Annotated in this window: 17 protein-coding genes and 1 pseudogene; 11 read left to right on the plus strand and 7 right to left on the minus strand. The window is 48.5% G+C overall.

What is annotated here, in order from left to right; all coding sequences use genetic code 11:
- Positions 1 to 145: 145 nt before the first annotated feature.
- The 3 genes and pseudogenes from ACMGGU_RS23310 to ACMGGU_RS23320 all read right to left on the minus strand — a co-directional run bounded on the left by ACMGGU_RS23310 (position 146) and on the right by ACMGGU_RS23320 (position 2,547).
- A pseudogene (locus tag ACMGGU_RS23310) lies at positions 146 to 1,119 on the minus strand (diguanylate cyclase domain-containing protein).
- A gap of 191 nt (positions 1,120 to 1,310) precedes the next feature.
- Positions 1,311 to 1,568 (minus strand): hypothetical protein, encoded by a 258-nt coding sequence (locus ACMGGU_RS23315; protein ID WP_420300992.1) that lies wholly within the window; start codon positions 1,566 to 1,568, stop codon positions 1,311 to 1,313.
- 208 nt (positions 1,569 to 1,776) lie between these two features.
- Positions 1,777 to 2,547 (minus strand): winged helix-turn-helix domain-containing protein, encoded by a 771-nt coding sequence (locus tag ACMGGU_RS23320; protein WP_420300993.1) that lies wholly within the window; start codon positions 2,545 to 2,547, stop codon positions 1,777 to 1,779.
- A gap of 496 nt (positions 2,548 to 3,043) precedes the next feature.
- Here ACMGGU_RS23320 and ACMGGU_RS23325 point away from each other — a divergent pair, with 496 nt between their 5' ends.
- The 8 genes from ACMGGU_RS23325 to ACMGGU_RS23360 all read left to right on the plus strand — a co-directional run bounded on the left by ACMGGU_RS23325 (position 3,044) and on the right by ACMGGU_RS23360 (position 13,920).
- Complete coding sequence (locus tag ACMGGU_RS23325; protein ID WP_420300994.1) at positions 3,044 to 3,481, plus strand: winged helix-turn-helix domain-containing protein; 438 nt, start codon at positions 3,044 to 3,046, stop codon at positions 3,479 to 3,481.
- 44 nt (positions 3,482 to 3,525) lie between these two features.
- Positions 3,526 to 4,083 carry a helix-turn-helix transcriptional regulator gene (locus ACMGGU_RS23330; RefSeq protein WP_420300995.1) on the plus strand — a complete coding sequence of 186 codons (558 nt, stop codon included), beginning with the start codon at positions 3,526 to 3,528 and terminating at the stop codon, positions 4,081 to 4,083.
- Between the two features lie 363 nt (positions 4,084 to 4,446).
- Positions 4,447 to 10,146: an autotransporter outer membrane beta-barrel domain-containing protein gene (locus tag ACMGGU_RS23335; protein WP_420300996.1), complete on the plus strand. Its 5,700-nt coding sequence runs from the start codon at positions 4,447 to 4,449 to the stop codon at positions 10,144 to 10,146.
- A gap of 55 nt (positions 10,147 to 10,201) precedes the next feature.
- A complete protein-coding gene (locus ACMGGU_RS23340) occupies positions 10,202 to 10,708 on the plus strand; it encodes a hypothetical protein (protein ID WP_420300997.1) in 507 nt (168 codons plus the stop codon).
- 245 nt (positions 10,709 to 10,953) lie between these two features.
- A complete protein-coding gene (locus ACMGGU_RS23345) occupies positions 10,954 to 11,952 on the plus strand; it encodes an IS256 family transposase (protein ID WP_420300998.1) in 999 nt (332 codons plus the stop codon).
- 12 nt (positions 11,953 to 11,964) lie between these two features.
- Positions 11,965 to 12,336 (plus strand): hypothetical protein, encoded by a 372-nt coding sequence (locus tag ACMGGU_RS23350; protein WP_420300999.1) that lies wholly within the window; start codon positions 11,965 to 11,967, stop codon positions 12,334 to 12,336.
- Between the two features lie 475 nt (positions 12,337 to 12,811).
- Complete coding sequence (locus ACMGGU_RS23355; protein WP_420301000.1) at positions 12,812 to 13,582, plus strand: TraX family protein; 771 nt, start codon at positions 12,812 to 12,814, stop codon at positions 13,580 to 13,582.
- 14 nt (positions 13,583 to 13,596) lie between these two features.
- Positions 13,597 to 13,920, plus strand: a complete 324-nt coding sequence (locus tag ACMGGU_RS23360; protein ID WP_029403831.1) for a hypothetical protein — start codon at positions 13,597 to 13,599, stop codon at positions 13,918 to 13,920.
- Here the strand turns inward: ACMGGU_RS23360 and ACMGGU_RS23365 are convergent.
- Together ACMGGU_RS23365 and repA are read right to left on the minus strand one after the other, a co-directional pair.
- Positions 13,898 to 14,701, minus strand: coding sequence for a DUF4225 domain-containing protein (locus tag ACMGGU_RS23365; protein WP_420301001.1), 804 nt, complete (start codon positions 14,699 to 14,701; stop codon positions 13,898 to 13,900). The genes ACMGGU_RS23360 and ACMGGU_RS23365 overlap by 23 nt on opposite strands.
- 890 nt (positions 14,702 to 15,591) lie before the next feature.
- Entirely contained in the window at positions 15,592 to 16,605 is a 1,014-nt protein-coding gene (gene repA, locus ACMGGU_RS23370; protein WP_420301002.1) for a plasmid replication initiator RepA, read from the minus strand.
- Between the two features lie 619 nt (positions 16,606 to 17,224).
- On the opposite strand from repA, the gene ACMGGU_RS23375 reads away from it, so the two are divergent.
- From ACMGGU_RS23375 to ACMGGU_RS23385, 3 genes are all read left to right on the plus strand, one after another.
- Positions 17,225 to 17,527 carry a DUF1778 domain-containing protein gene (locus tag ACMGGU_RS23375; RefSeq protein WP_376744025.1) on the plus strand — a complete coding sequence of 101 codons (303 nt, stop codon included), beginning with the start codon at positions 17,225 to 17,227 and terminating at the stop codon, positions 17,525 to 17,527.
- Positions 17,515 to 18,000 carry a GNAT family N-acetyltransferase gene (locus ACMGGU_RS23380; RefSeq protein WP_420301003.1) on the plus strand — a complete coding sequence of 162 codons (486 nt, stop codon included), beginning with the start codon at positions 17,515 to 17,517 and terminating at the stop codon, positions 17,998 to 18,000. The genes ACMGGU_RS23375 and ACMGGU_RS23380 overlap by 13 nt, the downstream gene beginning before the upstream one ends.
- A 194-nt stretch (positions 18,001 to 18,194) precedes the next feature.
- Positions 18,195 to 19,592, plus strand: a complete 1,398-nt coding sequence (locus ACMGGU_RS23385) for an ISNCY family transposase (RefSeq protein WP_420301004.1) — start codon at positions 18,195 to 18,197, stop codon at positions 19,590 to 19,592.
- A gap of 242 nt (positions 19,593 to 19,834) precedes the next feature.
- Here ACMGGU_RS23385 and ACMGGU_RS23390 read toward each other — a convergent pair whose 3' ends face one another.
- Positions 19,835 to 20,425 carry a DUF2913 family protein gene (locus ACMGGU_RS23390; protein WP_420301005.1) on the minus strand — a complete coding sequence of 197 codons (591 nt, stop codon included), beginning with the start codon at positions 20,423 to 20,425 and terminating at the stop codon, positions 19,835 to 19,837.
- 340 nt (positions 20,426 to 20,765) lie between these two features.
- Entirely contained in the window at positions 20,766 to 21,317 is a 552-nt protein-coding gene (locus tag ACMGGU_RS23395) for an NlpC/P60 family protein (RefSeq protein ID WP_420301006.1), read from the minus strand.
- Positions 21,318 to 21,954: the final 637 nt, after the last annotated feature.

Below are 21,954 nucleotides of genomic sequence, written 5' to 3' on the forward strand. Positions count from 1 at the left end.
ACCTTTTTTCGGATCTCAGGAGGGAAGAAGGAGGATTATTGCCCCATGAGCAAATATAAATGACTTTATATGTCCTGAGGTTAAATATATTGTTCCTGCCGTCCGGCTGAACCCCGGATCAGGGGATCAGCCGGGAAGGAAAGCGTCACGGTTCTGTTTTCTGCGACAGGGTCTTTCGTTTTTTCTTCAGGTACATCACTTCGTCACATTTACCGATCATCTCCTCCAGCGTCGTATACCGGTCTGCGTTATTGATCAGTTCGCCAAAGGAATAATTGATGTTGTAGGGCTTGCCTGAGGTGTCATTGTAATGATCGAGACTGGCACTCAGCGCGTGCAGATAAGAGCCGGTATTGCCGTTTCGCCGGATCAGGGCGGCAAACTCATCCCCGCCGAGGCGGCCTGCAATTTCGCCCGGTTCGAGGTGCTGATGTAAAAAGCCGGCAAAGACCTTTAGCACCTCGTCACCCTCAGCGTGTCCCCAGAGATCGTTAACCGGTTTGAACCTGTCCAGATCGAAATAGATGAGGCTGAACGACGCATCCTGCCGGTTCATTGCGTGGAAGAGTTTTTCGCCGGCGCGGTAAAATCCGCGCCGGTTGGGAATGCCCGTCAGGCTGTCCGTCATGGCCATGCTGATGGCCTCAAACTCGTCCTCCACAATGCAGGCCAGGTCCCGGAGGGACGCAATGTTCTCGTTCGTGAAGGCGCGGGGTGACGTGTGGATCAGGCACAGCGTGCCGGCCACCGTACCGTCCGGCAGGCTCACCGGCTGGCCGGCATAAAACCGGATGTGGGGCTCGCCGGTGACCAGGGGATTGTCACGGAACCGCTCATCAGCAGCTGCGTCGTGAACAATGAAGGGCCCCTCCTGCAGAATGGCATGCCCGCAGAACGAGATGTTACGGGGGGTTCGCGCACGCCGGCACCCTGACAGGCGAGGAGCCACTGGCGCTCGCGATCCAGCAGGCTTATCAGGGCCACCGGCACCTGAAAGGCTTTGCGGGCCAGCCGCGTCAGGCGTTCAAAACGCTCATCGTCACGGGTATCAAGAAGGCCGGTAATATACAGGGACTTCAGCCTCTTTTCTTCATTGTCCGGAATACCGGGTGCCTGCATGTGATCACCTGAGTTGTTCAACTTCATAAACAGATAAGAAGAGTTTGGGTCTGATTGAGTATAGATCACGGTTCTGCGGCTGGAGGATTAACGGCTTTCATGTCAGGGCTGGCGCTCAGGTTCCGAACGATATTCCTGAGACATTATAAAAAGAAGGGCGGAAATAAAAAAGTAATAAATTTTTATGGAGACTAATCACTATAACACAGGACAATAGGTGCAGCAGGGGTTGATACAATAAATAAATTTTTTGAAATCCTGTCCAGTCTGATCAGACCATCATTAAAATCTAACAGATAAGGGAAGAACTTACTGGCGATTTCATCAGGCAAATTGTCTTTATGTGTTTTCTTGACTGATTTTATTTTTATAGTCCGGTATGACGCTCCTGACTGCGAGACAGAGTATTCTATGATTCTTGAAACAGAATACGTATCATTATCAATCATTACATTTCCTTGTATGGTATCATAACCAGATGCAGTGGTTTCAAATATGGAATGGTTTAGTTGAGATGACACTGTATAGTCCGGGTAAATTTTTTTTGTGTCATAGAACCAGTGCATGACAGGCTATGCTCAACACTAAAAATGTAAACCATCAAATATATAAGCAGTATGAAAAAGAATAATGACAAGATCGTAATTAGTTTATTGCTCATGATGCCATCTCGCGTGAAAAAGATAAACACTGACCTGATTTTGATGAGGGTGAACATACAGATAAAATGTATTTATTATCTTCAGAAGTATTGTGTTCATATCGTAATAAATATATTTTTTCGGTGCCAGTGCATTTTATCTCGAAGTATTTCAGATAATCATTAAAGTCATCAAGAGACTGCATGCTTTCAGAAGAGTTGTTAGTGAATACCGGGCAGGATTTATAATTCGTTAAAATTCTTAACTCCTGAGTGTTTGTTGGTAAAAAAATATAGACAACAGCTGACAGACATAACCCGAATATTGAAAGAAGAAAATAATAGTTTTTATAGGATGCAATAGTTTCAGCGCTTGTTTTTTCTAAAACAACTGCTGATTCAGCCAGAACTTCATTATCAGAATCACTAGCATTTGTTTCAGAAGATAGTTCATTCTGCTGAATTATCATAATTTCAGAGTTTAGCATATAACCTAGTCTGGGAATGGTGATTATAAATTCCTTATCAAACTTGGGTTCAAAAATTCTCCGTAACGTACTGACATACTGGATAAGGGTATTGGTTGAACCACTCTTCCCGAAATCATCCCATACATATGTTAAAAATTCATCCCGTGTGACAAGTTCCCCATGTCTCTCAACAAGGATCAGTAGGATTCTGTTCAGCACCGGTGTAAGTATGATTGACTCTCCTTCTGAATCTCCCTGACAGCTGATCTTCCCATCATCCGGTGAATACACTACTTCTTGCTCGATAATAAAGATCATCGCGTCACCAAAAAACAGTTTTTACATAGCAATAAAAATAGAACAATTTAGATATTGCTCCTGTTTAGCGATGGATATAAACCATAAAAAAGAATAAATACCTATAAATTGAAATTTATCATTATATTATATCGTTTAATTGTTCCTGTTGATAAGATTATCGCATCAAAAATTGACCAGAATCATGAGTCGTGGGGGAGGGAGCTGGACCTGCGCGCTGAAAAAAAAAGATATGTCATCTGAAATGAAGATAAATTCAGAATAAAATTATTATGCTTTTACAGTGTGGGGTTGATTCACTATGCAAACAAAAAAACACATCACGATATGAAAAAAAGGTACACCACACGCCTGCAAGAGCAAAATGCTTAAAAAATGAATTTTTGCAGAGAAATATTTTGAGTAGATTTTTATTGTTGCCATATATTTCACATTATCTTTATGTGGCTATACTGTAGCCACTTTCATTCAAAAGTAACTTTTAGGTAAAGTAAAAATGAACAACACTGGACACAATGAAAGAGGTGCGGCCCAGACAAATATGCATGCCGCAGGGTTTCTCATTGCAAATGAGGTTGTTTATTTAGTAAATGAGCAGATTCTGATTAGTATTGATTGCCGGGAACGACCAATCATAAAACTGAGAACAACCATGGCGAATTTACTTAAGTATCTTCTGGAGAATTCTCAGCATGAAATGATCAGTGATGAAGAACTTATGGATAATATCTGGGAGAAGCATAACTTAAGGGCGTCAAATGCCCGATTGTGGCAGGTAATGCGAGAAATGCGAAATCGTTTATCTGAAGCTGGTCTTACTAAAGAAATTTTTTATCGTGTTGGAAGAAAAGGATATGTAGTGAGGGATAATGAGATAGATATTTTTTACAGTGAGAAAAAAAATAATGAAACGAAAGTCTACAATTACGGATAACACACGCAAACTTATTGCAAGCTGTTTCCTGTTGCAGGTATGACATGTCGACATTAATTATTTCATCAGACGACATATTTTTTCTAAATGGCATAAAACATGCTTTGAAAGAATTGGGAACTGAGCTTGTTAAGCTAAACCATATATTACAATGCAGACCTTCGATTTTCCTGAGTGACAATGCTAATGAGAACAATGTACTCATCGTTTCAGTTGAACATTATGCAATATTAAGACAATTAACAGAAAGTTTATTTAATCATTCAGGAACAATCATTGTATGCGTGAATACGCCAATGGATAAACTATATGTAAAAAACAGAAATATTTATATAACTTCCAAGAAAAATAAATCAAGCGATTTTTTAACGTTGCTGAAAATAGTAAGGCGCAATACGAAAACTGGGTCAACCTGTCTTACAGAAAGAGAAAGCCAAATTTGTCAACTTGATGCAAGAGGAAAGAGTATATTCGAAATATCAAACAGAAATAATATATCCAGTAAAACGGCATATGCTTTACGTTATAAAGCATTCCTTAAAACAAGATTTAGAAGAAAAGGTGCTTATATTTACCGTAAGTATATTTCTTTATTTTGTTAGCCATTGATAGGCAAAACCATGTCAGGCGTGAAGATATTCTAAAAACACCTGGCATGATATGGACTTAAAATTATCGAGTCAAATTCTTTTGACCACGATCAAACAGTTAAGGATGGACTTGCCATGAGCGACTTCGGTAGTGAGAAAGGTTCTTACAGCAGTATCAATGCAAATAAAATACGCGCTCTGAACATAGGTATCTGACAAATATATGTATTTAGTGCCCAGTCCTGTGCATTCGCACAACAATACGGATATATTTACGCTTCCAGCTTTATAGCGGCGGCTAGGTATATATAAGCTTTTATATAGCACTGTCATACGACAATGCGTGATCTCTTATTATCATTAAAGTGTAAGTATATGAACAAAATATACAAAGTTCTTTGGAATGATGTTCTGAACAGATATGTTGTGGTATCTGATTTTGCAAAATCGAAAAAGAAATCTAAATCTTCAGTTAACCGTACCTCTAAGGCTGTGCTGGGACTTGGCCTGAGTGCTTTATTCGCCGCTGACACGCTGGCGGCCCCTCTGCCTTCACTAACGGTGTACAGCACCATCAGTGAAACGGGTGTTGCTCGTGACTCTGCAACCGGCCCGGCGGTTATTGTCACTGCGGGTGGCGACTACACGGGCATCGGAATCACCGTAACATCACAGGCCCCTTCCCCTGGCGGAAACATGGCGGCATTTACCGTGAATAGCGGAGGAAAAGCTCGCCTGGATTCAGGCAGTTCCGTCACAATGGCTTCCACCAGTGCGCCTGTGGTTTGTTGTACCTACGGCCTGTACGTGGACGGTGTAGGTAGCCAGCTTGACAGCGCGGCTACCGTTATCGGAAGCACCGGCGGCGCAGGCGTTTATAATGGTGGTCTGCTGAACCTCTCCGGCAGCTCGCTGTCCGGACTGTTTGGCATCGTCTCCAGCGGCGCAGGCAGCCTGATTACCAGTACGAATACTGATATTTCAGGTTCAGGAGCGGGGACAGGCGTTCGCGTTGAATTAGGTGCGGGCGCCAATCTTACCGGTGGACACGTGCTGTCAAACGGGATGGTTGCGACGGGCAGTGGCAGTACTATCAACAGCTCTGCGGTAAGCATCAACGGCCAGGTTACTGCCAGCAATGGCGGCAACATTAATTTAGCAGGAGGATCGGTCACCGCGGGTGGTTTTGGCGTCTCCGGCGTGACGGCTTTTGGCCCGGCGGCCAGCCATATTTCAACGTCCGCGGATATTACCATTACCGGCGGTGGCGGTGGCGCTACCGCAGTGAGAGCGATGAACAGCTCCACAATTGATGTGACGGGAGGCCAAATCATCGGCGACACTACCGCCATTACGGCGGTATCCGGCAGTAAAGTCACCGTATCCAACGCGAATATGACCGCCAATTCTGTCGGCGTTTATGCCGATAATGCGGGTTCACGAGTCGATCTGATGAACGGCACCTTGACCCTGCCCGGCTGGAATAATATTGCCGTGTCGGCTGAAAACGGTGCGGTTGTTGAAAACCATGGCGCGACGATTACTGGCGGCGGGAGCTCAAGCATCGGCGCTCAGGCTATTAACGGTGGCAGCGTTATTCTCGATGCGGACGGAACGGTAACTGGCAGTGGGACTGGCGTTAAGGCCGCGGGTGCGGGAAGTACAGTCACCAACAATGGAACACTTAGCGCAACCAAAACTGCCGCCTATGCCACCAATAACGGTCAGGTGAATATTGACGGTGGTTCTTTCAGCGCCACAGGTTCAGGGGCAGCCGCCATCGTTGCGGATTCTGGCGGTAAAGTGAACGTCGCGACTGCAGCACTTCTGAATGCAGCCGTGGTTGCAGGGAGCGGTGTTCAGGCAAACAGCGGCGGAACCGTGAATTTAAAAGGTGGTTCGCTCAATGTGACTGCCGCCAACAGCACGGGTCTGGGCATTGATGGTGCAGGTTCGGCAATCACCAGCAGCGCCCCTCTGACGGTCAATACCACTGGCGCGCAGAGCAACGGCCTGGTCGTTGCCAACACGGCATCGGCAACATTCAGCGATTTAACCATTAATGCCTCCGGCGTTAACGGAAATGCGGTTCAGTCAAATAGCGGTTCTAACCAGCTGACCCTGACTGACAGCATTATTAAAAGCACGCACGGAGCCGCCATCGCAGGTAAGACCGGCTCGCTCAATATTGATGTGACGGGAAGCCAGGTCGCTGGCGAGGCTCTGCTGAAGGATAACGGTAGCGCGATCGCTCTCACCGCCAAAGGAGCTTCTGTCCTTGAAGGCACTGCACAGGGCGCAAACTCATCTGTGACGCTGAACAGCGATTCTCATTGGAATCTGGGTGGCGGAAACTCGTCCCTCAGCTCACTGACGCTGGATGACTCCACCCTGAAAAACATGAGCAATGCAAATCTGACCGTCAGCGGCGATGTCATCCTGGGTGCAGAGGACAGTCTTTTCGATACCAACGGTTTCGATGCTGTTCTTGCCATGAACAGCATGACAGGTTCAGGTAATCTGAACAAAGCCGGAACAGGTAAATTAACCGTTGCTGGCGCAATGGATTACGCCGGAACGACCAATATCACAGCTGGAACCTTACAGATAGGGAATGGCACGTCCTTTGGTGACATTTCGCTTTCGCAGGTCAATAACAACGGCGTACTGGCCATCAACAGTCCGGATAACCTCACGATTGATCTGATTGCAGGCTCTGGTGCCATTAATCAGATTGGCAACGGTACAACTGTGCTGCTGGGAGATAACACCTACACGGCCGGAACCACCATCTCCGCAGGTACTCTGCAACTGGGTAACGGTGGCAGTACTGGCAGCATCATGGGTGATATCGAAGTCCAGTCCGCGGGTGAACTTGCGATTAAACGCAATGGTTCATTCACGCTGGCAAATGCGCTGACGGGCTCCGGACTTATCACGACCGACACGGCGGGCAATGCTTTCGCCCTTAACGCAGCAACTGGAAATGCTTTTGCAGGCACTTTAGCTATCGGTAACAGCACCTTCGCGCTCAGCGGCGACAATACCGCAGCGCTAGCTAATGCAGCCCTGCGTGCGGATACCAGCAGCACTATCACCGTCGGAACAGGTGAGCAAGCGATTGGCGGTCTTGCGTTCAACGGTGGGTTAATCAAGTTCGGAAGTGTAACCCCAGGAAAAACCACGTCCAGCGGCATTATCAAGGCGACGAATGGTATCGATCTCCGTGAAATAGGCACCGTACAGGTTGATATCGGCAATGTGGTCAATAATGGTCCAATGACGCTGGCCGATCTGCCTCTGCTTGAGCAGGACGACGCCAATATTAAACTGCAGCTCGCCCGGACAAACGGCGTGGTGCAAGGCAATGCGGGTAACCTGGCCCTGATCGATCAGGATGGCGTTGTGATTTCTGATGTGATTATCAGGGATATCGAGCAGTCTGGCGCAACCGTTGCGAAAGGCACCTGGGATTATCGTCTGGCCAGCGGCGCTGACGCAGATGGCCTTTACGTCAACTATGGACTGACGGAAATCGACCTTATCGCACAAGGGGCGAATGCTCTGGTGCTGAACAGCAATGGCGCAACGGGCTCGGCGAGTGACCTGAGTGCCAAAGTGACCGGAAGTGGCGATCTCCATATTGACACGGGCACCAGCACGGTGTCTCTCTCAAATCTGGCAAACAACTACACGGGTGGAACTGCACTCAAGAGCGGCACGCTGCTGCTGGCGAACGAAAACGTACTGGGCGATACCAGTAACCTAGTGGTAGAAAATGGGGCCACCATTGATACCCAGGGCTACAGCCAACATATCGGCGCACTAAACACCGCCACAGGCAGTAAGGTAAATCTTGCTGAGGGCAGCGAACTGACTATCACAGGCGATCAGCGCAGCTCCGGTGACAGCAACGGCGGCGCCATTAGCGCTGATACTCTGGCGGGCAACGGCAAGTTAGTGGTTGATTCAAGCGTCATTACCGTAAACGGCGCAAACACGGCGTACACTGGTGACGTCACGCTTGAGGGCGGATCTCAGTCTTTACTGAATGATGTGGCGGGCTTAGGCAACAGCGGCCTAGTTACGCTGACTGACGAAGAGAGCAACTTAACTTTTGCTAAGCAGCTTACGTCTGATGCTGACGTGACGGGCAATCTCACCAAGCAACTGGCGGGCGTCGGTACTCTTGAAAGCAAAGAAGGTACGGACATTAACCTCGCTGCGGACAACAGCGCTTTCAGCGGTGAGATGCTGGTCGACAGCGACAGCGATTTACGCGCCTCTGCGGCTCAGCATTTGGGAGACGCGAGCATTGTTGACAATGGCGCACTGCACCTGACGACAGACAGCGACTGGGAAGTGAAGAACGCCATAAAGGGCAGCGGCAGCCTGGAGAAACTGGGTATTGCGACGCTGATCGTCAATCGTGACCTCGCCTACACCGGGGAAACCGATGTTCAGTCAGGGCGGCTGGTGATCGGCACAACTCCGGCAGCTGAAGGCAAACTTTCGGGGAGCAGCGTAGTCAATATCGCTTCCGGCGCAGTCCTCGGTGGTAATGGCGAAGTCAGCGGCACCGTGAACAACTTCGGTACCTTGGCGTCACTGAATGCATTGAGCGGCTATGGCAGTATGCCAGCCAGCCAATTCACCGTTGGCGATCTTAACAACCACGGGGAAATCAAACTTACAGGAACTACCCCGGGTAATACGTTAACCGTTAAAGGAAATTACGTTGGCGATAATGGTCTGCTTTCCATCAACACGGCGTTAGGCAAAGACAACTCACAGACCGATAAGCTGGTCGTGGAAGGGAATACTTCTGGCTCTACGCGTGTACAGGTTAATAACCTGGGCGGAAAAGGGGATGTCACCAGTAAAGGGATTGAAGTGATTCAGGTCGGCGGTAAATCAGAAGGTGATTTCAAGTTGCAAGGTCGTGCGGTTGCCGGAGCCTATGATTACTTCCTTAATAAAGGTCAGGCGAAAGATGGTAACTGGTATTTGCAGTCTCAAATGGTAACGCCGGTCGATCCAGTCAACCCGGTTGCCCCTGTTAATCCAGTGGATCCTGTAAACCCTGATGCACCATCGGCTCCGATTGTTCGTCCGGAAGCAGCCGCTTATTCGGCGAACATCGCGGCGGCGAACACGTTATTTAGCGCCAGACTGCATGACCGTCTTGGTGAGACACACTATGTAGATGCTCTGACCGGAGAGGATAAAGTCACCAGTATGTGGATGCGAAATGTGGGAGGCCATACGCGCAGCAAAGACAGCAGCGGGCAGTTAAGTACTCAATCTAACCGCTATGTCATGCAAATTGGGGGAGACATTGCGCAGTGGTCCTCAAATAAAGATGATCGTTTCCATTTGGGAGTAATGGCTGGGTATGCCAACCAGAAGAGTAACACACGTAGTAATGTAACACATTATCGTGCAGACGGTAGTATCAGTGGTTACAGCGCAGGTGTTTATGCTACCTGGCTACAGGACAGCATTGACCATACCGGAGCCTATGTCGATATGTGGGGGTTGTATAACTGGTTCGACAATGATGTAAAGGGTGAGTCATTATCGTCAGAAAGTTATAAATCTAAAGGTTTTACCACGTCGATTGAGGCTGGTTATACCTGGAAAACTGGCGAGCGCGATAAAGACCAGCAGTACTTTATCCAGCCGAAAGCACAGATTACATGGATGGGTGTTGATGCCGATGACCACCATGAAGCAAATGGCACAAAAGTTACAGCAGAAGGAAAGGGTAACATCCAGACTCGTCTCGGTGTTAGAGCCTTCATTAAAGGGCGTAGTACCTTAGATGAAGGTAAGGAAAGAACATTTGAACCATTTGTTGAAGCTAACTGGATACATAATACCAAGACCTTTGGTACCCGTCTGAATGATGTGAAGACCGAGCAGGCAGGGACTAAAAACATCGGAGAACTCAAGGCTGGTGTGGAAGGGCAAATTTCCCGAAATGTAAATGTCTGGGGGAATGTTGCACAGCAAATCGGCGATAAGGGTTACAGCGACTCCAGCGCGATGCTGGGTATTAAGGTTAACTTCTAATCAGGAAATTAGCAGGTTCGTATAGAGCCTGCTAAAATTAAAAAAAAGATTTAACATGAGATTTTTAAAAATATTTCCGTTATTAACATTTGTTGCAGTTGCTTTGAGTGGTTGTGATAATAATCGTATAAAAAAACAAAATGATTTTGCGTTTGTAGATTTATCAAAATCATTTTCCTCAAGTGAAATCGCTTCTCAGGAAAAAGAAAGGATTGATAGCATTATTAGAACTATGCAGGATGTTATGGATAAATCAAACAAGGAATATGATAAATTATCGCCGGAAAAAGCAGAGGAAGCGCGAAAGGCTGATGCTGTAAACATGAGGAGCTTTTTAGAGCAAAGTAAACATTCAGCTCGATTAAGTTCGCTTAAAGTTATCCAGGAAGAAATAGAAAAGATGCGCACGGAAAGCGGTTATAGTGTTATATTGTTACGTAGTTCAATTGTTTCAGCAGATGAACAAATGGATATGACAAATGCCTTAGTAAAAAGACTTAAGGGTTTGAAAGTAGACTACGGTGAAATGCCTGCTTTTACTTTGAAAAATCCTACTGAATAATATTCAACCGCTCAAAAAACCCGGGGCAACCCGGGTTTTTTATTTACTTAATTGAGGAAATAAGCGTCTGTTACGCTTGAGATAGTTGTTACAAAAAAAAACGGGCTATCCCGGGATGTTACGTAAAATCTACGCCGCCTGTCAGACACAAAGACGGCAAGAAGTATACATCTCTTTTATGTTTACAGGGGAGTGTTAGAAATTCTGTGTCATTCCAGTAATATGTAATTAAAAAGGAATGACACATGTCCCAACCCTTCGATTTCGACAAAGCGCTTAAGGCACTCCAGTCTGGTCAGGCATTAACCGGAAAAGATGGCATCTTAACGCCATTAATCAAAAACTTAACTAAAGCTGCATTGGCTGCTGAACTCGATGCGCATCTGCCTCAGGACGTTGAAGCCAACCGCAAAAATGGGTCAGGCAAAAAGACCGTTGAAACGCCCACTGGCAGCTTTGAACTTGCCACTCCCCGCGATCGCAATGGCACTTTTGAGCCTCAACTCGTGAAAAAACATCAGACCACGCTTTGCGATGAGATCGAACGTAAGATCATCCGTATGTTCGCGCTGGGCATGAGCTACAAAGATATCAGCCAGGAAATCGAGGATTTATACGCTTTCAGCGTGAGTGCTACTATCAGCGCAGTCACCGATAAGGTGATACCTGAGTTAAAACAATGGCAACAACGCCCGCTGGAAGCAGTCTATCCCTTTGTCTGGCTGGATGCAATCCACTATAAAATTCGTGAAGATGGTCGCTATCAGAGCAAAGCGGTTTACACGGTTCTCGCCCTGAATCTGGAAGGCAAAAAAGAGATACTGGGTCTGTATCTGTCTGAAAGTGAAGGCGCTAATTTCTGGCTGTCAGTACTGACCGATCTACAAAATCGTGGCGTGAACGATATTCTGATTGCCTGTGTGGATGGTCTGACAGGGTTCCCGGAAGCGATAAACAGCATTTACCCCAATACAGAAGGGCAGCTGTGCGTCATCCACCAGATCCGTAACTCGATAAAATATGTCGCGTCGAAGCATCACAAGGCGTTTATGGCTGATTTAAAGCCGGTTTATCGTGCGGTATCAAAAGAGGCAGCAGAAGTCGCGCTGGACGAGCTGGAGGCAAAATGGGGCCAACATTATCCGGTGGTACTGTTAGTCGGACTCTGGTCAGAACCGGGTCAGACAGAGCCGTGGCGCTGGCGTAGTCTGCATCAGGATGAGCAAAAAACGAATAAAAATTAAGGTGATTATTGTATGACTTTCAAATTAACCGAAAGCAAACTGGAAATTCTTATCGATACGTTAAATGCCATTATATGCGGTGAAGTCAATATTACGCGTGAGCAGCGCGAAAATATGGTCAGGACGGTTGCAACTCTGGGTGCGTTAACAGAACGGCAGCGCCTCATCACAGCTGAAAAAGAAGCCAGAAAGCAGGTAAAAGAAGAAAAGGAAAAAAACCACGCCTTCCGGATGAAGTTTTTCCGCGTTCCGGAAAACCGTGGGCACCGGAGGACCTGGACCTTATACATTCGATTATTTCTGATATTCCGGATGACAGAATCGATGATCATATACTCTGGCTGTCGAATAAACTGCAGCGCACCCTTTATGCCATCACCCTGAAAATTGTCAGTGAAGGCCGTATGAACGAGGAATGGGCTAAAAGGTGGAAGCCTGCCGCAAAATCTATTCGTGAAGATTTCGCTCTGGTCAGGACAAAGGCATCAGCAAGCAATGCAAATAATTAATAAACCATTGTCAACCATTAAGTATGGTCAATAATATGACTAAAATTTGGGGGGTGGTAATATAAAACTTTTATTAGGAATTATCCTACTGCACTAAATATAATATTCACTCGGCCGATAATAAGAGAGTAAGAAAGGGGGCGGTGTGAACGATTTTCATAATTTAAGTATTTGTATTCAGAATAAGGATGTGGCAGGCGCAATGCGCGTGCTGCGTGATAAATCAGAATTTGCAGTGCGCAAGATTCTGGAGAAACTAAAGATCAGGGTCACAACGCAAACCGGCAGGGCATTCTGGCATTATGTTCAGTGCTGGCTGTTAACCGCGTGTCGCAAGGGGAATCTACAGCATGAATCATTCAGTACCCGACGTTCTTCCCAGTATCCGGGACGCCAGCCAGCTCAGTCCCGCAGCTCTCGATATGGTCAAACTTCTCGCACTTCTGGCCATGATTATCGACCACATCAATACGGTGTTTCTGTCGCCAGCCTTGCCGGTGATGTATGCGCTTGGCCGGATGGCCTTCCCCCTGTTCACGCTTATATGGGCGATGAACGTACAGCGCACCCCGGAACGACTTCAGAAGAGAGCCAATCGTCTGTGGATCTGGGCAGTCATCACGCAGCCGGTGTTCAGCCTGGCCTTCTGGCATCACCAGCCCTGGTGGGCCCTGAACATTCTGTTCGTGTTTGCCGGCGTCACGCAGCTGATTGCCCTGCAGTACCAGCACGGCCTGAAAGGAATGTTTGTGGGATATCTGCTCCTGGCCCTCATGATTTGGCCACTGCAGCCGGCAAGCTACGGGCTGGCAGGAATAACGCTGGCCATCAGTATGGCAACCGTTTCTGGCAACGAAAAACCCGAAGTGCAGCGTCTGGCGGCCATCACTGCCGTGCTGTCACTGATTTGTTTAAAGGGGTTATCGCATCTCCTGGATATGCCCGCAGAAACATTATTACTGGCCACGCTGCCTACTCTGGCATTCCCCCTGGCAGTGGTTTCCTTCTGCAGGAAAATCTGTCCGGAGGGCCGCAGGCGTTTCATGCCGCGTAATTTCTTTTATTATGCTTACGCCGGTCACCTGGGGATTATTGGTCTGGTACAGTATACTTTCGCCTGATTAGGGAGGACGTGATGGCTATCAGTGAGAAAGAGCTGCTTGAGGCAGGTTTCAGCAAGAGCGAAGTGGACAATTTACAGGGCCGGCTTGCAGCAGGCGGAGGCACCATGCAGCATCTCATCGATGCGCTCTCACGGCGCTTCCGGGTGTCGGTATGGATCACTGTCGCGCTGGTTCTGGTTATGCTGGTCACCCTCATTGCCGGCAGCCGGACACACATTCTTTCCGGGGGCATGAGTTCCCTTGTAGTCCTGATCATTGCCTGGGTGACCTTCCCTCCTGTACTGGGCTGGAAAGCATTCCGCCTGCAGAAGACTATTTCCCGGAAGGCTCAATAGTCAGTAAATCAAGCGCCACTTTGGCTTTAACCCCCCATCCCGCAATTTTAAGCGCCATTGCGGGACGGGGGGGGCCGGATACTTTCCTGAAGAAATCGGGCCTGGTCCAGTACCACAGCCGTTGTGCTTCGGGTTTCAGCCTCAGGCCATACGCGCCGTAGACTTCGCTGAAGAGTGTGACAGCCTTATACGTCCCCAGCCCCTGCTGTCGGCTGAAGCCCAGAAATTCAGCGATCTCCATCGAGCCGTCAGCGAATATTCCCTCCGTCTGCTTATCACCGAGGAGGTTGTGCGCGGCTTCCCGTGAAATCGTGTTAAAGCCATTTACAACAATCACCGCGCCAGCCACCACGCCCACCGGCGTCATTGAGGACATCATGACGATCCCACCAAAGATGGCCGCACCGGCCACCACGACGTCGACCGCTGAAATGATGTAGCTCACAATTTTGTTCTCTTCCCGGACAACCTTCACCTCAGCATAGAGTTTTGCATAGCCGGTTTTGAGCGATCGGGATTGCTCCAGCAGGCTGGTATTTTCAGCCCGTAAGGCCCGCAGACAGGCCATACAGTCATCATCCGTTTTCGCCCGGCGCGCGGCCTCAAACTGGGCCATGATGAATGCCCTGATCTCATCCACAAACTGAATCCGGATAAAACCATCCTGGAGATGCATAGCCGCCACCGTGTTGGCCGTATTCACCAGTTTCCGGGCCTCAAGGTTGATCATGGTTTCGGCCCAGGCACGGGGATTCTGGCCGGGTAAAAGCAACGTGTCCATTTTATCGCCTCGCTTATCTGTTTCTGAAAGCATATTCCCGAAACGAGTTTTGACAACAAAAAAAGGGCCCGCTGCCCTGCAGAACTCACTGATGCCGCATCGCGTCATGGAGGCGCCAGCTGAAGCCAGATAGGGAGAGAAAGTCGACGGGCGCCGTGACCGGCGTAAGCCGCTGCGGTTTGAAAGGTTCTGCCTGTCCCATCCCTTACCCTGCAAAGCCATACCCGCTTACCGCCACGCCTGGTAGTGACATGCGCGGTCGGAGTGAGCACGTCGAGGCCAGAGGCCGCTGACGGGCTGTATCTCCGCGTTAGCGCCGTGAGGCGCTTACGAGCGTGTACAGGGGGATTGCCGCGACGCAAACTGCAGCTGCTTTGATTTCTAGTTACAACATCCCTCTTAAAGCGATGGTGTTCCGGCCCTTCGGGCCGGGGCGGCGTCGGTTTAGCAGGGGTCAGGTATGTATGCGGCGCTTGGTTCTGGCGAGAACGGGGCCCGGCGCTTGCGACGGGAGGTACTTTTGATTTCCTTCTGAGCGCGCGGCCGTGAGGCCGCTGCATGCGAAGGCATTTTACGTTATCCACAGAGTGGCCGAAGACAAAGATCTACTCTGGAATGTAATGAACAGAAAGATAAAAAAGGTGAAGTAAGACTGTTTTGCGGAATGTCTTTTATTCATTTCCGGGTTACTTCACTTATTCGTTTGCGGATTACTGTGTAAAAAAAAAGAGACTGTGACCATTGCAGGCCATAACGACCGGCAGAACGTCATGGTGACCGGAAGAAGAAAGGAGTGAAGGATGAAAAATGAACAGAATGGCCGAAAAAAACAAGCACGAAAAGCCCCGGTGAGGGGCCTGTAAACAAGAAGACTGTTGTGCCGTCTGTGACTAGTCCGGTGGAGAAAGCGCCAGATCCAGCTGGTAAAGATGCTGGATGGCTAGAGCCTTCAGGCGCTCAGATGTGCACCAGTACGCTTCGTCAGGCGGCATGGTGCGATAAATCCATTCAGACATTGCATGGAGTCGTTCATCTGCCGGCAGCTTAATCAGGTTGTTGGCACGTTTACGCTCCGCGCCTTTTTTGCGGCGGTAAATGAGAGCTTCCCGGCGCTTACGACCAGACCAGCATTTCCGCGCAGAGTTGGGCTGAACATCATCATGTTCGCTCATCATCCCTTCCCGGATCAGCTGCTCACGTTCGGCGCTCTGGCGGAGCTTTTTCTCCTGCTCTTTAAACAGCTTGTCCATATCGACGCCCAGCATCTGGAACCCCACGGGGGTGATATAAACATACGTTGGCAGCCAGGAGCGGGATTCCCGATCCCAGGTGCGTTCTTCCGCAAGGCCCAGAACGCCAAACCGTACCTGTTCCTCAATAAGCCGTGATAGGCGTGACACCGTCACCTCCTTTTCCGGAATGACATTGCCTTTTGCGTCCTTTGCACTGAGCTCTTTGGCAAGACGGGAGATACACATGCCGACGGTATGCTTGCCGGCATCACAGAAGCTGATGAGCACGGGCCAGAGCGCATCGAGCAGGCGCTGACGTTCCGGACGGAAGCCATATTTACGTCCCGCTTTACGGCGGCCGGCGACATAGAGAGGGTGACGGGAAACATGCATGCGCAGGCTGACCTGCCCGGTTTCTTTGTCTTTTTTCACCAGGCGATTGTAAGCATGACCGAGCTGTCCAGAGAGCTTTTTATAATGCTCCGGACGATACCAGTTCGGGTTCTCACATTTGGCTTTTGTGGAATGCTCACCGCGTTTGCGGCGGGTCAGTTTTTTGACCGGTGCAATGAGGAAATTACCCTGAGTGCCGGCATCAACATCCTGCCAGAAACGGGTTAGCTCATCTTTCGGTAGATCTGACCAATGAACAGAAATCTGATTGTCATTCACGGCGGCCTGTTCTTATGGCGGCCGGGTGTTGTGTTATGTGGTGCATGCGTTATAATCCTTCACAGGCAACGCGCCTGCTTTTGGACCCCCTGATACCTGTGTCTTCCGCCAAGTTGATGACAGTTATCGGGGGGTTTGTGCATTCAGGTTCCGGGAAATCCCGTTACCTGCTCCTGAACGTTTTAACGGACACGTCCTGTCCCTGTTTGTTTCCGGAAGTCCGCATTTCTTCCGTAAAACCATCTTTGTTACCCGCCTGCCTCACCACAAAGCAGTCAAACTGTGAGTTTGAGTTAGGTCACAAAAGTAATTCGAATCAACAATCTGTCCCACCACAAGACGATCGCTGACGATCCGAATACTACCTTCTCGTCAGTAATTTTTCCAGATGTTAGACCAGATTACTACCCATCGGCGCGTGCTGATTGTCCCTAAGAAATTTTTACAGGCAGCGCTCGCTTTAATGTTAGGGAATTATGTGTAATCCGGGAATCCTGCAGAGAGTAAAGAAATCTGCAGGCAGGGCATTTAACTCAAGTCGTTGAACTGTGGAGCTTTAGGATCATATCTGTAGTGAGAGAAAGTATGTATAGCGTTTGCTATACATTATTCCTGTGTTATGCTCGTAAAGCAACTGCTATACAAGGGGGCACTAATGAAATCTGATGTTCAACTCAATCTCAGAGCCAAAGAATCTCAAAGAGCACTCATCGATGCTGCTGCAGAGATACTTCATAAATCACGTACGGATTTCATTCTGGAAATGGCATGCCAGGCTGCGGAGAATGTGATCCTTGATCGACGTGTATTTAATTTTAACGATGAACAGTATGCCGAGTTTATCGATATGCTCGATGCGCCAGTTGCGGATGACGCTGCCATCAATAAACTCCTGGCAAGGAAACCTCAGTGGGACGTGTAACAGCTCCGGAACCGTTATCCAGCTCACATCAACTGGCTGAGTTAGTAAGTGGGGAGGCCGTTCTCGATGACTGGCTTAAACAGCGAGGGTTAAAAAATCAGGCTCTTGGTGCTGCCAGAACATTTGTTGTATGTAAAACAGGCACCAAACAGGTTGCCGGTTTTTACTCCCTGGCCACCGGCAGTGTTAACCATGTAGAAGCGACGGGAGGTCTCAGGCGCAATATGCCAGATCCAATCCCGGTAATCATACTTGCTCGCCTGGCGGTTGATACCTCATTTCGTGGACAAGGAGTTGGTGCTAATTTACTGCACGATGCGGTATTGCGTTGTTATCGTGTGGCTGAAAATATGGGCGTTCGTGCAATTATGGTTCATGCGCTGACAGAAAAAGCCAAAGGGTTTTATCTCCATCATGGTTTTAAGGCATCGCAAACCCAGGAACGGACTCTGTTCCTCAAGCTTCCGCAATAGATTTATTGGCTAGAAAAGGGATGTGACTGGTGATAAATTAATGATTTTTAAATATATATTAACGCAATTTAACATAACCCTGATTATGCGAACTTGTACTATAGTAGCTAAATTGAGATGTCCGTCTCTGACCAAATGACATGTCCGCGCTACAGTCTCACCACAGCGATCACTGCTTTCAAAGGATGAGACTCATGACGGCATACGGAACGGAGTTTTTCTCAATGAACGATGTAAACCGACTCAGGATCCTTCAGGACGTTATCGACCGCCGTCTTACCACACGTCTTGCAGCAACCCGGCTTGAGATATCTGACAGACACTGCCGACGGTTGCTGGAGCGCTATCGTGAACATGGGCCGCTTTCACTTGTTAACCGTCGTCGTGGCCAGCCTGGCAACCGGCAACTCATGCCGGGCCTCGCTGAACAAGCACTACGTATTATCCGCGAACGCTACGCTGATTTTGGCCCGACTTTAGCCTGTGAGAAGCTCGCCGAGGTTCATGGGCTGTGTCTGGCCAAAGAGACAGTACGCAAGCTGATGACACAGGCTGGTTTATGGATCCCCCGCAAGTTACGGCCGCCTCGTGTGCATCAGCCTCGACCGCGTCGGGCCTGCACCGGAGAACTCATCCAGATTGATGGCTGTGAGCATCGCTGGTTCGAGGATCGTGGTCCGGCCTGCACGCTGCTCGTTTACGTTGATGATGCGACCAGCCGGCTGATGCAGCTTCTGTTCGTCAGTTCTGAGTCCACTTTCACCTATTTTGAAGCCACCCGGGGCTATCTGGAGCGTTACGGCAAGCCTCTGGCATTCTACAGCGACAAGGCCAGTGTCTTCAGGATCAACAACAAGCAGGCCACTGGCGGAGATGGCCAGACTCAGTTTGGCCGAGCCATGAACGAGCTGAACATCACCGGTATCTGTGCCAATACCAGTTCTGCCAAGGGCCGTGTTGAGCGGGCTCACCTTACGTTGCAGGATCGCCTCGTCAAGGAGCTGCGGCTCCGCGGTATCAGTACACCCGAGGCTGCAAACGCCTTTACCGAAGAGTTCATGGCTGACTACAACCGCCGGTTTGCGAAGCCGCCACGCCGCGATTTCGACGTTCACCGTCCGCTCGAGAATAATGAAAATCTGGCAGCAACATTTACCTGGCGTGAACAGCGTAAGGTCTCAAAAAACCTGACATTACAGTATGATAAAAAGCTCTATCTGCTTGAAGATAATGAAGAAAACCGACGTTTTCAGGGGGAGTACATTGATGTCTGGCAGTATCCGGACGGTGCTATCGAGCTCCGGGCTAACGGTACTTCCCTGCCCTTCATAACCTACGACCGGCTGGGGGAACTGGACCAGGGCGCCATTGTCGACAACAAGCGCCTGGGGCGAGCTCTGGAGATGATAAAGCTGGTTCAGGACAAACGGGACAACACCCGCTCGCAGGCCCTGCCATCACTGGACGGCCAGACCTCACGCAGAAAGAAGCAACCCGGAAAGAAATCACAACGAAGTCTCAATCAGGACGACATGCTGGAAGCCCTGCAGCAGCTCCAGACACGAAGTGAAGAAATCTTTGGCAAAAGCTGAAACATAACCCACATGCGGACATCTCAATTTAGCCACAAAGCGGACCTTTAAAAACAGTCCAGACAGTAATAGCAAAGTTGTAATGTCCGTCACGTAGATTCATCATCGAGGAATTCTGATGACGGCACATGCAGCGGAGTTTTTCACTTTGGACGAAGTTAACCGACTCAAAATCATTCAGACGTTGTCGACCGGTGTCTGACCACACTGATGGCCGCGCAGCGCCTTGGTATTTCCGATCGTCAGTGCCGATGACGACCTAGCGCAGCTCCATCACAAATCTCCCTCACCTGACACTCCCTGCCGGCCATCAGCGAATACTGGTGGGGCTGGGAGGCACCAGACTCAGGCACTGCCTCCCAGCCACAGCTTTTCAGCAGCGCATTCAGCCCGTCAGCCCGGCCGCCAATTCTGGCCGGCAATCGCATAACCTGCGTCCCGTCATCATTAAAACCGGTATCCAGCGCGCTTTTCAGCAGACAGATGCTGTTTACCGTCGCCGATGGCTGAACCTGACGCCGGCCGCTCCACTCACTGTCGCTGAGAACGTGATAAACCCAGTCGTACTGCTTCGCCAGCTCCAGCGCGTAGGTCAGGCGAAAAAGATCGTTCTGCTGTGAAAGTTCACCCGTACAGCTGCGCCAGAGATAATCCAGCTTATGCCGCAGCTGCGCACGAACGCCGAGGGTCCGGCCCTGACTGATAATCCAGTCAATATCGGAGACCACGTCACGTGAAAAACGGCGCTGTTTTTTAGCCTGCGCAAACCAGCGGGTGATAAACAGGTTTTCCTGCGACTCCGACGCCACCAGGCCATCTTCCCTGGCTGTCATGAGGGCTATAAGAGCACACCATGCCAGGTGACCCGTTTTTTCCATATCTCGCATAAAGTCCTCAGCCCGGTGCCTGTCCTTCAGCACGGATGATTATTACAGTCGGCTGTTTATCTGTGTGGTTTACTCCGGGTATACGTTAACCCTGAAAGTCATCCGGTGCAGTGTAAGGGACCGGACAATCTATTGTCCTCACAATCCGGTACACACGTCAACCATGCCGTACGGGTTACATACGCCTCCCTGTCTGAAAAATAACGACAGGCGAAAACCACAAAAAGGGATAATAGACTGTCTATTGTGCTGGTCAGGCACCAGTCAACGCCCTGAGTTATCTGTCCTATCCATCCACTCTTCTCGCTGTTTCAAATCGTGTCTTCCAGAAGGGAGATAACAGGTTTGAAAGAGTGACTCCTGCCTTATCAGAGGCATGTATGAACTGGTTGTTTCCCAGATAGACTCCCACATGCCTGAGCGCTCCCCCTGGCTTAAAGAATACCAGATCTCCTGGTAGCAGACTGGTAATCGGAACAGGTCGGCCCAGCTTAATTTGTTCACCTGTAGTGCGCGGCAGCCGCTTGTTCAGAGCAGCTAAAAAGAGTTTTTGTGTCAGGGCTGAGCAGTCGATACCACCGTTGCCCGCACCACCCAGCTGATAACGAACCCCCTTCCATTTTTGGAACTCTGCATGGAGTCGCGATCGTACAGCGTGATGGTTTGATTGTCCTTCCTGCAAAGAATAGACATCTTTAAGGAAAGGTTGGCTAAACGCAGCATATGAAGGAAATGCAATATTAATCAAGAAAATGACTATAAAAAAAATGAAAGTATTGAAATGCAGCAAAGCAAAGTAGCTCAAAAAACAAACAGAATGAGCAATTATTAAGCGCATGGGCCGGATTGGCAAGATCTAAAATGTGAAAATTACTGAAATTAATGTAAGCATAGTGTTTAAATATTGTGTTTCATGTTGTATTGACTTATAAAATTTTGATAGCGGTATAAATTATGCGTCAGGAATTAAGATGTAACAATTTACTGTTATTAGTGAGGCGCCTAATGATTATAAAAAATTCGATTACTTAGGGAGCATCTTCATGAAATCCAAAGCAACAACCGACCAAAGATAAACAAAAAATTAAGTGCACCCATGATATGCATGAAACTATCAAATTGATGTGTATGGAATTTTTAATGATAAAAGTAAATGAAAGGTCTGAAGCCACAAAGAAAAAAATAACAAACCGTAAAAATAAGATTTTTCTTGCATTTTTTCTATTTATCGCCAGAAAAAAATCAGTATAGTCTTCGGTGTGATCTGAGTGCCTGATCGATAATTCTAATATGGTGTAACTCTTTCCCGGGCTTGCCCGGTTTTTTTTCTAAAAACAATCACCAGCAATGCCAATAAATGTTCTAAAACAGTTAGGTAATACACAAATTCATTCGCAGTACAGCATATCTTTAAAAATGATATGCTGTACCAAGACCGAAGTAAAAGCAAAATATTAATTTTGGGGACATTACAG

It is taken from the genome of Enterobacter sp. BNK-8 (assembly GCF_048685095.1).
In the GTDB taxonomy this organism is placed as follows: Bacteria; Pseudomonadota; Gammaproteobacteria; order Enterobacterales; family Enterobacteriaceae; genus Enterobacter; species Enterobacter quasiroggenkampii.

Bases quoted from the DNA above. Each gene is read 5' to 3' on its own strand.
- ACMGGU_RS23315 (WP_420300992.1), bottom strand. From the start codon at position 1,568: ATGATTGATAATGATACGTATTCTGTTTCAAGAATCATAGAATACTCT.
- ACMGGU_RS23320 (WP_420300993.1), bottom strand. From the start codon at position 2,547: ATGATCTTTATTATCGAGCAAGAAGTAGTGTATTCACCGGATGATGGG.
- ACMGGU_RS23325 (WP_420300994.1), top strand. From the start codon at position 3,044: ATGAACAACACTGGACACAATGAAAGAGGTGCGGCCCAGACAAATATG.
- ACMGGU_RS23330 (WP_420300995.1), top strand. From the start codon at position 3,526: ATGTCGACATTAATTATTTCATCAGACGACATATTTTTTCTAAATGGC.
- ACMGGU_RS23335 (WP_420300996.1), top strand. From the start codon at position 4,447: ATGAACAAAATATACAAAGTTCTTTGGAATGATGTTCTGAACAGATAT.
- ACMGGU_RS23340 (WP_420300997.1), top strand. From the start codon at position 10,202: ATGAGATTTTTAAAAATATTTCCGTTATTAACATTTGTTGCAGTTGCT.
- ACMGGU_RS23345 (WP_420300998.1), top strand. From the start codon at position 10,954: ATGTCCCAACCCTTCGATTTCGACAAAGCGCTTAAGGCACTCCAGTCT.
- ACMGGU_RS23350 (WP_420300999.1), top strand. From the start codon at position 11,965: ATGACTTTCAAATTAACCGAAAGCAAACTGGAAATTCTTATCGATACG.
- ACMGGU_RS23355 (WP_420301000.1), top strand. From the start codon at position 12,812: ATGAATCATTCAGTACCCGACGTTCTTCCCAGTATCCGGGACGCCAGC.
- ACMGGU_RS23360 (WP_029403831.1), top strand. From the start codon at position 13,597: ATGGCTATCAGTGAGAAAGAGCTGCTTGAGGCAGGTTTCAGCAAGAGC.
- ACMGGU_RS23365 (WP_420301001.1), bottom strand. From the start codon at position 14,701: ATGGACACGTTGCTTTTACCCGGCCAGAATCCCCGTGCCTGGGCCGAA.
- ACMGGU_RS23375 (WP_376744025.1), top strand. From the start codon at position 17,225: ATGCTCGTAAAGCAACTGCTATACAAGGGGGCACTAATGAAATCTGAT.
- ACMGGU_RS23385 (WP_420301004.1), top strand. From the start codon at position 18,195: ATGACGGCATACGGAACGGAGTTTTTCTCAATGAACGATGTAAACCGA.
- ACMGGU_RS23390 (WP_420301005.1), bottom strand. From the start codon at position 20,425: ATGACAGCCAGGGAAGATGGCCTGGTGGCGTCGGAGTCGCAGGAAAAC.
- ACMGGU_RS23395 (WP_420301006.1), bottom strand. From the start codon at position 21,317: ATGCGCTTAATAATTGCTCATTCTGTTTGTTTTTTGAGCTACTTTGCT.